Here is an 11,735-nt window from a genome sequence, read left to right on the forward strand (position 1 = left end):
TGCCGATTGTGGCTAGTCGCCGCCCGTTCGCCGCACCGCCTTCCGGCGCGGCTGGTCCCGCCCGGACGGCTCCGGCCGTTCGGTCCGGACGGGATCCCCGCGTACCAGTTCGTCGTGGATGCGCCAGCGGGCCGTGTCGACGGCCCGCCCCGCCGCCTCGTCGCGCTGCTCCAGACGCTGCCGCAGCAACCGCATGGCGATACCGCGGTTGAGGCCGAACTCCCGCTCGGTGTCGACCACGACGACGATCCCCGACGGCCGGTGGGTGGCCCGTACCGCCGTGCTGGCCTTGTTGCGGTGCTGACCGCCGGGACCGCCGGTGCGGCAGGCGACGACGTCGACGTCCGCCTCGGCGAACGTCGTACGCGGCACGTCGACGTCACAGGGCCGGGCGGTGACGTACCAGTTCTTGCGGCCGACGGCCCGGTAGGGACTGGGGGCCTGCCAGCACAGGGTGCCGGTCCACGACGCGGCGAACGCCTCGGCGCCGGCCCCGGAGATCTCGACCAGGACCGACCGGTAGGTGCCGGGCCGCTCACCGGGAACGACCTCGGCCCGTCGCGTGACCAGCCCGTGCCGGACGGCGTCGCCCTCCAGCCGCCGCAGCAGCTCCGCCAGGGCCCAGGCGCACTCGCGCGGGCCGCGTCCGGCCGACATGAGCAGATGGACGCTCACGACCGGCCCCGTCCGCGCCGGTGGTCGCGACGGTCCCGCCGACCGGCGGTGCCGGGCTCGGGCGTCTTGTAGGTGACCAGCGGCACCGTGGTGGCCACCGGCGTGGCCATACCGTGGTCGACGAGGTCGCCGATCACCTGCTCGATGCGCTTGTACGCCGTCGGCGCCTCCTCGAAGAGCAACTGCCGGTCGCCGCAGACCACCAGCGACCCCACCGGCGTACGGCGCAGTTCCTCGACGGTGTGCTTGGCCCGGCCCCGGCGCAGGGCGTCGGCGCGCGACATCTTGCGGCCCGCACCGTGCGCCACCGAATGGTTGGCGTCCGGGCCGGCGTGGGCGGCCACCAGGTAGGAGGGTGTCCCCCGCGTGCCGGCGACGAGCACGTCGCGGCCGTCGCCCGGGGCCGCCCCCTTGCGGTGCAGGTAGCCGCCGTCGCGGACCTCGACCAGGTTGTGGCACTGGTCGACGACCGGCTCGGTCGGTTCGGCGCCCAGGGCGTGGGCGACCCGGGCGGCCAGCAGCCGCCGGTTGAGCGACCCCCACCGTACGGCGGCGTCGTGCATCGCCAGGTAGCCGGCCGGATCGGGGGTCGGGCCGGCGCCGTGGACCTCGGTGTGTGCCCGCAGGATCCGCTCCCCCAGGCCACGGGAACCACTGTGGACGACGAGGACGACGTCGCCCTCGGCGAGCCCGAGCCGGCGCGCGTGCTCCGGCTCGAAGACGGTGCCGACCCGGGCCAGCTCGACGAAGTGGTTGCCCCGGCCGACCGTGCCGAGCCCTTCGACGTGACCTGCGGGAATGTCACCCGCCACGACGGCCCAGGCCGGGTCGTCGGCGTCCCGCTCGGGGTCCAGCGCACGGTCGAGGTCGGGGAAGCGGGCGGCGAGCTTCTCGGGTACGACCCGCTTGAGCCGGAGCGGGAACACGGCGATGCCGCACCCGATGTCGGACCCCACCAGGAACGGGTACAGCACGGTCGACGTCATGGCGGCCCCGATCGGGGCGCCCTTGCCGGGATGCAGGTCCGGCATGCCGGCGACGTGGACCATGCCGTCGAGCGCGGCGACCTGGTGACACTGCGCGACGGCGTCGGACTCGATCCAGCTCGTGGGCGAGGCGAAGACGGTGACGGTGGCCGGGACGGACTCCGGCCGGGGGTGGTGCTGGGACAAGGACGCTCTCTTTTCGGGGAGGCACGGACGGACGGCGGCCCGGCACACGGTGGTGTCGTGGGGCCTCGGAGTGAACGTGGGTGCGGTCCGTCAGAACGTCATGGGCACCACCCTCGCCGAGCCGGTCCGGCCGGGCAACCGGTTTTCGCCGTACGGCGGCGCTCGATGCGGGGACTCGGCAGAGGACCGGCCCGAACGGAAACTCGGATCGCATTTCCGTAAGCCCCGTCACGCAATTCTTCGACAGGTGTTCACAATGACTGCTTGATGCATTTCTCGCACCCCACGTTCCGCCTCGACCCGCCTGACCGATATGCCCGAACAGCCTGCGTGTCAGCTGGCACATACATGGCGTGACCAGCAAAAACCCATGTTTCCGGGGCTCGCCCACGTGGGTAGCAGAGGCCCCGTCGGCACGCTTGCCATCCGGCAACAGCACCAAGCCGACAGCACGACATCGCAATTCGTGGCAGGACACGCGATCGGGAAGAGGTCCGATAGTGATTCAGCAGGGAGCGCGTTTTGCGCTCATTCTCGGGACGGGATATCTACTCGGCCGGCGCAAGCGACTCGGCGCGGCACTCGTGCTCGGCGCCGCGGCGGCGGCCGGCCGGCTCAGCGCGAACTCCGGCGGCCTGCTCCGGTCGCTCGGCGGTTCCGTCGACGTCGCCAAACTCCTCGACCTGCGCGGGCCGCTGGTGGCCGCCGGCAAGGCGGCGGCGGTCAGTGCGGTGAGCAGCCGGATCGACTCGGTGAGCGACCGGCTGCACGGCCGGGCCGAGGTCCTGCGCGGCGCGGACCGCGTCCTGCGGGACGACCGCGACGAGCCCGACGACGAGCGGGACGACCAGCGCGACGAGGACCTGCGCGCGGACGAGCCCGACGACGAGTCGTACCCGGACGACGAGCCTGACGAGGACGACCGCGACGACGAGCCGGCGCCCCGGTCCGGCAGCGGGTCGCGGGCGGGCCGGCAGGGCGGCGGGCGGGCCCGTCGGCCGGCCGGACCCGACGCCGACGGTGACGGTGAGGACGACGGGGAGGACGACGGCGGGGAGGACGACGCTCCCCGGACCCGGCAGGCCCCACGGTCCTCCCGGTCGAAGACCACCGACGCGCCGGTACGCCGGCGAGGAAGGTGAGCACGATGACCACCCGGAACCCGGGCGTCGGCCAGGGCATCGGCGAAAAGATCTCCGGACGCCTCGCCGACGAGGTGCAGAACCTGGTCAGCGCCGCCGTCGAGCGGCTGGTGTCGGCGGCCGCCGACCGCATGGGCGCGGCCACCGAACGGCTCGTCGACTACGCGGCCAACGGCGGCGGCCCGGGCGTGGTGGCGGCGGCCACCGGCGCGCGGAAGCTGGCCGACGGATCGTCCCCGTTGAAGGCCGGGCTCAGCGCCGGCCTGGCCGGCGCCAAGGAGAAGCTCAAGGAAGCCGTGGGCAAGGCCGGCGCCGGCAAGGGCAAGATCAAGGTGACCAACATCGTCGAGTCGATCGACGTCGGCGTGCCGGTCCGAGTCGCGTACGACCAGTGGACCCGCTACGAGGACTTCTCCAGCTTCATGAAGAAGGTCGAGAACGTCGACCGGGCCAGCGACGAGAAGACCACGTGGAAGGCGCAGGTCTTCTGGTCGCACCGCACCTGGGAGGCCACCGTGGTCGAACAGGTGCCCGACGAGCGCATCGTGTGGCGGTCCACGGGCAAGAAGGGGCACGTCGACGGCGCCGTCAGCTTCCACGAGCTGGCCCCTGACCTGACCCGCATCCTGGTCGTACTCGAATACCACCCGCAGGGCCTGTTCGAGCGCACCGGCAACCTGTGGCGCGCCCAGGGCCGCCGCGCCCGGCTCGAACTGAAGCACTTCGTCCGGCACGTGATGACGCGCACCGTGCTCGACCCCGACGGGGTCGACGGATGGCGGGGCGAGATCCGCGACGGTCAGGTGGTCCGCGACCACCAGACGGCGCTCGCCGACGAACGGGCCGACGACGAGCACGACGGGCGGGCCGACAAACGCGCCGAGCAGGCCGCCGACGAGCACGACGACCCCGGGGACGAGCCGGACGACCCGGACGGCGACGACCGGGACGACGACCGGGAACCCGACGCCGAGCCGGCACGCGGCCGGTCGCGCGCGGGTGCCGCGACACGCAAGGACCGGGACGACGACACCGGGCGGTCCCGACCGCCCCGACAGCGCGGCAACCGTGACCGCGCCCCTGGAGGTGACCGGCGATGACCATGGCAGTACAGGAACCCGGCGGCGGCGGAGTCCAGCGCGGATCCGCCTCGGACCTCGCCGAGGTGGTCGGCACGATCCTGGACAAGGGCGTGGTGATCGACGCACACGTGTCGGTCGGCATCGTCGGGATCAAGCTGCTGACCATCGACGCGCGGATCGTGGTCGCCAGCGTCGACACGTACCTCCGCTTCGCGGAGGCGACCAACCGGCTCACCCTCGACGGCTCGCAGGCCGGTCGGGGCCTGCCGGAGGTCGTCCAGGGCCCGAAGGGCAACCTCCTGGACAAGGCCGGCGACGCCCTCGGCGAACTGGTCGGCGGCGGCCGCGACGACAACGACCGCGAGCGCGCTCCGCGCCGCCAGCGACGGGAGGACCGGTGACCATGTCCGTCGACACCCGCGAGGCGGGTCCCGACACGAACGGCTTCTTCATCTACGGCCTGGTGCCCGCCGACGTGGAGCCGACCGGTGACGCCCGGGGCGTGGGCGATCCGGCGGCACCGGTCTCCGTCGTCGTGCACGGCGACGTCGCCGCCCTGGTCAGCGACGTTCCGCTGGACCGGCCGCTGGGTCGTCCCGACGACCTGCGGGCGTACCAGACCCTGCTGGACGGGGTGACGCTGGCCGCGCCGGTGCTGCCCGTACGGTTCGGGACGGTGGCCCGCGACGAGGAAGCCGTAACCGACCTTCTCGCCGACCGGCACGACGACTACCGGCGGGCGCTCGACCGGCTGGAGGGCGTGGCCCAGTACGTCGTCCGGCTGCGGTACGTGGAGCGGGCCGTACTGTCCGAGGTCCTCGCCGGCAACGCGGAGGCGGCGGACCTGCGCGACCGGCTCCAGGGGCAGCCCGCCGAGGCGCTGCGCGACGTCCGGATCCGGCTCGGCGAGGTCATCAACGCCGAGGTCGAGGCCCGGCGGGCCGCCGACACCGAGCAGTTGCTGGCGGAGCTGTCGCCGGTGGCGGTCACCGCCGGCACCCGGCCGCCGACGTCGGAGTTCGACGCCGCGCACCTGGTCTTCCTGGTGGAGACCGAACGGCGGGCCGAGTTCGAGGACGGGGTGGAGCGGATCGCCGCCGAGCAGGAACAGCGGGCCACGGTCCGGCTGATCGGCCCGCAGGCGCCGTACGACTTCGTCGACCGGTTGCTGGACCGGGGGTGAGTCGGTGTTGGGCCCCATCCTGAGCCTGCCCCTGGCCCCCGTGCACGGTCTCGTCGGACTGGCCAGGGTGCTGCGGGACCAGGCCGAGCAGGAGCTGTACGACCCGGCCACCGTCCAGCGGCAACTCGAGGAACTGTCGGCGGCGGCCGCCGCCGGCGAACTTTCCGACGAGGAACTGGCCACGGCCGAACAGCAGATCATCGACCGGCTGGTCGGCTGACCAACCGGCAACAACGGAGGTAACCATGCCCACCTCGAAAGCGGACCGGTCGGCGACCCGGCGGTCGCGCGGCGAACGCTATCGGGACGAGGCCGACGACGACCGGCTGCGGCACGAGCAGGACGGGGACGGGCCGGCGTACGACGATGACGACGCCGACCCGGACGACACCGATCTCGACGACACCGACCGCGACGACACCGGCCGGCGGGAGTCCCGGTCGGGGCTGCCGGCCAGCCGGGCCGCCCGCGCCGGCCTGGAGTACGTCGCCGAACTGACCGGCAAGGCGCCGATCGGGATCACGTCGCTGGAACGCGGCGAGTCCGGCTGGACGGTCGGCGTCGAGGTGGTCGAGGACCGCCGGGTCCCGTCGTCCGGCGACATCCTCGCGGTGTACGTGGCGGATCTGGACGACGACGGCGAACTGCTCGGCTACCGGCGCGTCCGCCGTTACGCCCGGGGGCGCGGCGATACCGGCGGGGACCGGTGAGGGGACGATGAGCACCCTGCAACCCCGTGGGCAGGATCCGACCAACCTCGCCGACATCCTCGAACGGGTGCTCGACCGTGGTGTGGTGATCGCCGGCGACATCCGGATCAACCTGCTCGACATCGAACTGCTCACCATCAAGCTGCGCCTCGTGGTGGCCTCGGTGGACACCGCCCGGGAGATGGGCATCGACTGGTGGGAACGCGATCCGTTCCTGTCCAGCCGCCCGCGCGGGCCGGAGGTCGGGGCCGCGCCGACCGGGAACGAGATCGAATCCGACGGTGACCGGCGGGCGGTGGAGGCGGAACCGGTACGCGACGAGGGGCGCCTGGACGCCCGGCGGGAGGAGACCCGATGAGCGAACACGGAACCTGGGTGCACGCGGTCAGCCGGGGCCTGTCCGCCGACCGGCTGGCCGGCATCACCGGGGTCGGTGGGGCGCCGGTACGCGCCGTCGCGGCGGCCGGTCTGGTCGCCGTGGTCGCCACCGTGGACCTGGCCGAGTACGGCGAGGAGGCGTTGCGGCGCAACCTCGAGAACCTGGACTGGCTCACCAGCGTCGCCCGCACGCACCACGAGGTCGCCGACGCGGTGGCCCGCCTCGGTCCGGTCGTACCGGCCCGGCTGGCCACCGTCCAGCTCGACGACGCGCGGGTGGCGGCCATGCTGACCGAGCACCACGACGACCTGACCGCCGCCCTCGACCGGGTCGAGGGCCGCATCGAGTGGGGCGTCAAGGCGTACGCCGTGCCGGCTCCGACGGCTCCGGCCGAGCCGGCGGGCGCCGGCGGCGGCGCCGGACGGGCGTACCTGATGCGCAAGCGGGCGCGGATGACGGCGACCGAGACCGCCGAGCGGACGGCCGCGGCCGACGCCGACCGGCTGCACGCCGCGCTCGCCGGGCGGTCCCTCGAGGCCCGTCACCACCCGCCGCAGGACGGCCGGCTCAGCGGCCGTCCGGAGTGGATGGTGCTGAACGGCGCCTACCTGGTCGACGCGGACCGGGCGGACGACTTCGCCGACCTGGTCCGGGAGCTGGCCCCGCGGCATCCCGGGGTCACGGTCGAGCTGACCGGTCCCTGGCCGCCGTACTCGTTCACCGCGACCGACGAGCGGGAGGCGGCGACCCGATGACCGAGATGGTGCCCGGTGGCCCCGGTGGGGCCGCCGACTACCGACCCATCGCGCTGGTGGACCTGCTCGACCGGGTGCTCGGCAAGGGCGTCGTGGTCAGCGGTGAGCTGGCGTTGTCCATCGCCGATGTCGACCTGGTGCACGTGTCGCTGCGGGCGTTGCTCGCGTCGGTACGGGCCAGCGCCGGTGCCGCCGAGGCAACGTCCGGGGCGGCGTCCGGCGGGGACGGCGCCGGGGCGGTCGTCGACGGCGAGGTGGCGGACCCCGTGGACCACGCCACCCCGCCCGACGGGGGGCCGGCATGGTAGAGCCGCACCTGGGGGCCGACAGGGTAGACACGCCCCGTCTCGGGGCCGACAGGGTAGACACGCCCCGTCTCGGGGCCGACAGGGTAGACACGCCCCACCTGGGGGCCGACAGGGTGGAAGAGCCGGACGTTCCGACGGTTCGGCCGCTCGGGCCACGGGTGGACGTCGACCGGGACGGGATCGAACGCGGCCTCGGCGGCCTGGTGCTGACCATCATCGAGCTGCTGCGGCAGCTCATGGAGCGCCAGGCCCTGCGCCGGATCGACCAGGGCGACCTCACCGAGGAGCAGATCGAGCGGGTCGGCGCGACGCTGATGGCGCTGGAGGAACAGATGACCGAACTGCGGGAGCACTTCGGGCTGTCCCCCGAGGACCTCAACCTGGACCTCGGCCCGCTCGGGCCGCTGCTCCCCCGCCAGTGACCGCCGGGCTGCCGCCCGGCTCTAGGCGTCGTGCCGGACGCCGTACCGCAGGTGGACGACACCGTTGCCGAAGCGGCGCTCGTCCAGCAGTTCGAGGTCGACGCGCACCGGGGGAAAGAACGGATTGCCGCCACCGACGATGACCGGCGCGACGTAGAGCTGGAACTCGTCGACCAGTCCGGCGCGAACCGCCTGCGCCGCGAGGTTGGGCCCGTCGACGGTGATGTCGAGATCGGACTCCGCCTTCAGGGCGCGCACCGCGTCCGGGTCGAACGTCCGCTCGATCCGCGTCCGCGTGCTGGCGACCTCGTTCAGCGTCGTGGAGTAGACGACCTTGTCGGCGGCCTGCCAGGCCCGGGCGTACTCCAGGATGAACGGGGGCGGATCGGCCAGGGTGTGCGCGGTCTCCCAGTAGACCATCGTCTCGTACATCCGGCGGCCGTAGAGGTACGTCCCGAACGAGCGCGACAACTCGTTGACGAACTCGTGCAACTCCTGCTCGGGGAAGCCCCAGTCGAACTTGCCGTCCGGGTCACTCACGTAGCCGTCGAGGGACGTGATCATCGAGTAGATCAGCTTGCCCATACCGGTTCTCCTTCCGTCGGGGCTCACCTGCCATGCAAGCAGACCGGCCGGTCGGGGGACATCGGTGTGCCGGGATCAGGTGGGGTGACCGCGAGCCGGGCGTCGGTGACGTTGTCGAACCGGGTGTCACCGCCCCGGATGAGTATGAAATGCCTGGCGATGGCGGCCTGGTAGACCCGCAACGGTCCCGCTGGTTCAAGGTCGTCCGGGCCCAACCGGTGACCGGTTGGCAGCCGGGTGTTGAGTACGGCGAGGGCCGCGGCACGGGCATCGTCGGGGACCGGTTCGGCGGTCGCCTCCAGGTAGAGCGCCTCCGCTCCGCCGATGGGCGCGTGCGTGTCGAAGACGGTGATCGCCACTTCGGGACGCGCGGCGATGTTGCGGGAGTGCCGGCTGTCGGGTGCGGACACCCACAGGATCCGGTGCTCGCCGTCGGCCGCGTAGAACACCGGGGTGGCCCACGGGCGGCCCTCGCTGTCCGCGGTACCGAGGACGAGGTAGTGGTGCTGCGCGAGCAGGCGCGGCACGGTGGCCCACATCGACGCTCACCCCACCCGTCGGCTGTTCAGGTCGACCGGTTCGCCTGCCATCACGCCTCCCGTTCGTGCTGTCAGGGTCATCCTGGTCGGCCGGAGGCGGCGCGATCAACAGCGAGAATTTGCATGATTGTTCAGCCGGGCTGAACAATCAGGAGATGGAACGGCAGGACATCGAGGTGTTCCTCGCACTGGCCCAGGAACTGCATTTCGCTCGCACCGCCCAGCGTCTGCGCGTGGCCCCGGCCTCGATCAGCCAAACGATCAAGAAGATCGAGCGCCGGTTGGGGGCGCCGCTGTTCACCCGAACCACCCGCCGGGTGGACCTCACCCCCCTCGGCCGACAGCTCCTCGACGAACTCGGCCCGGCCTACGCCCAGGTCCAGGCGGCGATCGCGCGGGCGATCGCCGCCGGCCACGGCACCACCGGCGAACTCCACCTCGGCTACATGTCCGCCGCCGTCGCGCGCCACGTCCTGCCCCTGGTCGACACCTTCCACACCCGTACGCCCGACTGCCGGGTCACCATCCGCGAGACCGCCCTGGCCGACCTGTGCGGTCCGCTGCGCCACGCCGAAGTCGACCTGTCGGTCCTGCCGCTGCCGGTCACCGAACCGGACCTCACCGTCGGGCCGGTGCTGCTGTCCGAAGCGGCACTGCTCGCCGTCCCCACCGACCACCACCTGGCCCGGCTCGCCCACGTCACACCCGCCGATCTGACCGGACAGAACTTCCTCTTCGCGCAGGGCCTTCCCGACTACTGGATCGCGCACCATCTCCCCATCGCCTGGCCGACGGCCAGAATCACGTTCCTGCCCGGCTTCCAGGAAATGCTCGCCTACGTCACCTCCGGCCACGGCGTCGCCGTCGTCGGTGCCCAGACCGGGCAGCTCTATCCACGCCCCGGTCTCACCTGCGTACCCATCGCCGGACGCCCCACCTTCGACTACGCGCTGGTCTGGCGCACCGACGACCTCGGCCCCCTCGCGTCGGCCTTCCTCCACCACGCCGCCGGGCCGGCCGTCCACCCACCCACCGCCACCAGCGCCGATCCCGCCGGCGCCGACCCGGCCCCGGCCGGCAGCCCCTGCCCAGCCATGCCGACCGACCCTGGTGATGAGTTGTCGCGCCCGCACCCGTCATACGTACGACGGGACACGACAAGGCGGAGGGATGACGTGATGAGTGCGGACACGCGGCTGGAGGAGCTGGGCGTGAGTGGTCTGGGCGAGGTCGACGAGCCGGCGTTCTCGGGGCTGGCGGAGCGGCACCGGCGGGAGCTGCACGTGCACTGCTACCGGATGCTCGGGTCGTTCGAGGACGCCGAGGACACCGTGCAGGAGACGTTCCTGCGTGCCTGGCGGCGGCGGGAGACCTTCGAGGGGCGGTCGACGTTCCGGGCCTGGCTGTACCGGATCGCCACCAACGCCTGCCTGGACCTGCTCGCCAGGTGCCGCCCGGAGCCCGCGACCGGCGGCGAGGTGCGGTGGCTGCAGCCCTACCCGGACCGGCTGCTCGACGAACTGCCCGCGGGCGACGCGGACGAGCCGGAGACCGTCGCCGTCGCGCGGGAGACGATCGAGCTGGCCTACCTGGTCGCGGTCCAGCACCTCGCGCCGCGTCCGCGGGCCGTACTGATCCTGCGGGACGTGCTCGGCTGGCCGGCGAAGGACGTCGCGGAACTCCTCGGGGACTCCGTCAACTCCGTGAACAGCGCGCTGCAGCGGGCCCGCGCCGGCATGCGGGAGCACCTGCCCGCCGAGCGGCAGGACTGGACCGGCGGCGAGGAGGACGCCGGGACGCGCGAACTGGTGCGCCGCTACACCGACGCCAGCGTGGCCACGGACATCGGCGGGCTCGCCGCACTGCTTCGGGACGACGTCCGCTGCTCGATGCCGCCCACGCCCGGCCTGTACGTCGGCCGCGAAGCGGTGGTGAAGGACTGGGTCGAGAGCGGCTTCGAGGGCATGAAGCACCTGCGCGCCGTCCCTACCTCCGTGAACCGGCAGCCGGCCGTCGCCTTCTACCACTGGCGGAAGCCGGAGGGGGCGTACCTGCCGCTGACGATCGACGTCCTGCGCGTCACGGGCGGGGCGATCACCGAGATCGTCACGTTCCACGACGACCAGTTCGCGCGGCTCGGGCTGCCGGAGCGCCTGCCGGCGGACGGCACGGAGTAGTCCCGGTCCGGCGTCCGCGCCCCGCGCGACCCGGCCGTCGCCGGGCGAGGGTGCGCGTCGTCATCTCGGGACCAGGACCGGCACCTGCCGGTCGACCCACCCCGTACGCCGGTTACCGAAATGGTGGAGGAACAACATGAACAGCATGAATGACACCGGGGTCGTCGCGAGCCCGGCATCGGGCCGGACCAGCCACCCCGGCCGGCTCGGCGGGCTCGCCGTCACCGGCTTCATCGCCGCGCTCGTGGCGACGGTGGCCACCACCCTCGCCGCCGCGCTTGCCCGGGCCGTCGGCGTCGACTTCGCAGTCTCCGGCAGCGGCGAGACGATCCCGTTGGCCGGGTTCGCCGTCGTGACCGGCTTCTTCTCGGTCGTGGGCATCGCCATCGCCGTCGCTCTTCTTCGTTGGAGCGCCCACCCCGCCCAGCGATTCGTGTGGACGGCGGTGTCGCTGACCGCGATCTCGATGGTCCCACCCCTCCTCGCCGGGGCGAACACCGCCACCACCGCCGCCCTCCTCGGGCTGCATCTCGTCCCCGCGGCGGTGATGATCCCCACCCTGGCGCGGAGCCTGCGCACCCGGGGCGGCGAGCGCGGTTCGTGACG

General features: G+C 72.9%; 15 protein-coding genes and 2 pseudogenes. 13 read left to right on the plus strand and 4 right to left on the minus strand.

Features of this window, described 5'->3' with window-relative positions:
* Nucleotides 1-12: 12 nt before the first annotated feature.
* Complete coding sequence (gene prfH, locus AB0M79_RS02900) at nucleotides 13-675, minus strand: peptide chain release factor H (protein WP_364207190.1); 663 nt, start codon at nucleotides 673-675, stop codon at nucleotides 13-15.
* A complete protein-coding gene (locus tag AB0M79_RS02905; RefSeq protein WP_364207191.1) occupies nucleotides 672-1,847 on the minus strand; it encodes an RNA ligase RtcB family protein in 1,176 nt (391 codons plus the stop codon). Before AB0M79_RS02905 ends, prfH begins: the two co-directional genes overlap by 4 nt.
* Before the next feature lie 500 nt (nucleotides 1,848-2,347).
* On the opposite strand from AB0M79_RS02905, the gene AB0M79_RS02910 reads away from it, so the two are divergent.
* From AB0M79_RS02910 to AB0M79_RS02955, 10 genes and pseudogenes are all read left to right on the plus strand, one after another.
* A complete protein-coding gene (locus AB0M79_RS02910; RefSeq protein ID WP_364207193.1) occupies nucleotides 2,348-2,989 on the plus strand; it encodes a hypothetical protein in 642 nt (213 codons plus the stop codon).
* A gap of 5 nt (nucleotides 2,990-2,994) precedes the next feature.
* Nucleotides 2,995-4,089 carry an SRPBCC family protein gene (locus AB0M79_RS02915; RefSeq protein WP_364207195.1) on the plus strand — a complete coding sequence of 365 codons (1,095 nt, stop codon included), beginning with the start codon at nucleotides 2,995-2,997 and terminating at the stop codon, nucleotides 4,087-4,089.
* A gap of 2 nt (nucleotides 4,090-4,091) precedes the next feature.
* Nucleotides 4,092-4,292, plus strand: a pseudogene (gvpJ, locus tag AB0M79_RS02920) (gas vesicle protein GvpJ); the annotation flags it as partial.
* A 182-nt stretch (nucleotides 4,293-4,474) separates the two neighbouring features.
* Nucleotides 4,475-5,254 (plus strand): GvpL/GvpF family gas vesicle protein, encoded by a 780-nt coding sequence (locus tag AB0M79_RS02925; protein WP_364207605.1) that lies wholly within the window; start codon nucleotides 4,475-4,477, stop codon nucleotides 5,252-5,254.
* Between the two features lie 4 nt (nucleotides 5,255-5,258).
* Nucleotides 5,259-5,474 (plus strand): gas vesicle protein GvpG, encoded by a 216-nt coding sequence (locus AB0M79_RS02930; RefSeq protein WP_364207197.1) that lies wholly within the window; start codon nucleotides 5,259-5,261, stop codon nucleotides 5,472-5,474.
* Between the two features lie 25 nt (nucleotides 5,475-5,499).
* Nucleotides 5,500-5,964 (plus strand): gas vesicle protein GvpO, encoded by a 465-nt coding sequence (gene gvpO / locus AB0M79_RS02935; protein WP_364207199.1) that lies wholly within the window; start codon nucleotides 5,500-5,502, stop codon nucleotides 5,962-5,964.
* Between the two features lie 7 nt (nucleotides 5,965-5,971).
* On the plus strand, nucleotides 5,972-6,322 hold the full coding sequence (locus AB0M79_RS02940) for a gas vesicle protein (protein ID WP_357537000.1): 351 nt from the start codon (nucleotides 5,972-5,974) through the stop codon (nucleotides 6,320-6,322).
* Nucleotides 6,319-7,098: a GvpL/GvpF family gas vesicle protein gene (locus AB0M79_RS02945; RefSeq protein ID WP_364207201.1), complete on the plus strand. Its 780-nt coding sequence runs from the start codon at nucleotides 6,319-6,321 to the stop codon at nucleotides 7,096-7,098. The genes AB0M79_RS02940 and AB0M79_RS02945 overlap by 4 nt, the downstream gene beginning before the upstream one ends.
* Entirely contained in the window at nucleotides 7,095-7,406 is a 312-nt protein-coding gene (locus tag AB0M79_RS02950) for a gas vesicle protein (RefSeq protein WP_364207203.1), read from the plus strand. The genes AB0M79_RS02945 and AB0M79_RS02950 overlap by 4 nt, the downstream gene beginning before the upstream one ends.
* Nucleotides 7,407-7,564: 158 nt before the next feature.
* Nucleotides 7,565-7,828 carry a gas vesicle protein K gene (locus tag AB0M79_RS02955; RefSeq protein ID WP_357536995.1) on the plus strand — a complete coding sequence of 88 codons (264 nt, stop codon included), beginning with the start codon at nucleotides 7,565-7,567 and terminating at the stop codon, nucleotides 7,826-7,828.
* Nucleotides 7,829-7,849: 21 nt separating this feature from the next.
* Here the strand turns inward: AB0M79_RS02955 and AB0M79_RS02960 are convergent, their stop codons facing one another.
* Together AB0M79_RS02960 and AB0M79_RS02965 are read right to left on the minus strand one after the other, a co-directional pair.
* On the minus strand, nucleotides 7,850-8,413 hold the full coding sequence (locus tag AB0M79_RS02960; protein WP_364207205.1) for a dihydrofolate reductase family protein: 564 nt from the start codon (nucleotides 8,411-8,413) through the stop codon (nucleotides 7,850-7,852).
* Between the two features lie 23 nt (nucleotides 8,414-8,436).
* Nucleotides 8,437-8,952, minus strand: coding sequence for a pyridoxamine 5'-phosphate oxidase family protein (locus AB0M79_RS02965; protein WP_364207207.1), 516 nt, complete (start codon nucleotides 8,950-8,952; stop codon nucleotides 8,437-8,439).
* A gap of 155 nt (nucleotides 8,953-9,107) precedes the next feature.
* Here AB0M79_RS02965 and AB0M79_RS02970 point away from each other — a divergent pair.
* The 3 genes and pseudogenes from AB0M79_RS02970 to AB0M79_RS02980 all read left to right on the plus strand — a co-directional run.
* Nucleotides 9,108-9,947: pseudogene (locus AB0M79_RS02970) on the plus strand (LysR family transcriptional regulator); the annotation flags it as partial.
* A gap of 183 nt (nucleotides 9,948-10,130) precedes the next feature.
* Entirely contained in the window at nucleotides 10,131-11,129 is a 999-nt protein-coding gene (locus tag AB0M79_RS02975; RefSeq protein WP_364207607.1) for an RNA polymerase subunit sigma-70, read from the plus strand.
* A gap of 136 nt (nucleotides 11,130-11,265) precedes the next feature.
* Nucleotides 11,266-11,733 carry a DUF6069 family protein gene (locus AB0M79_RS02980; protein WP_364207209.1) on the plus strand — a complete coding sequence of 156 codons (468 nt, stop codon included), beginning with the start codon at nucleotides 11,266-11,268 and terminating at the stop codon, nucleotides 11,731-11,733.
* Nucleotides 11,734-11,735 lie beyond the last annotated feature (2 nt).

This window comes from Polymorphospora sp. NPDC051019 (assembly GCF_040683055.1).
Taxonomy (GTDB): Bacteria; Actinomycetota; Actinomycetes; order Mycobacteriales; family Micromonosporaceae; genus Polymorphospora; species Polymorphospora lycopeni.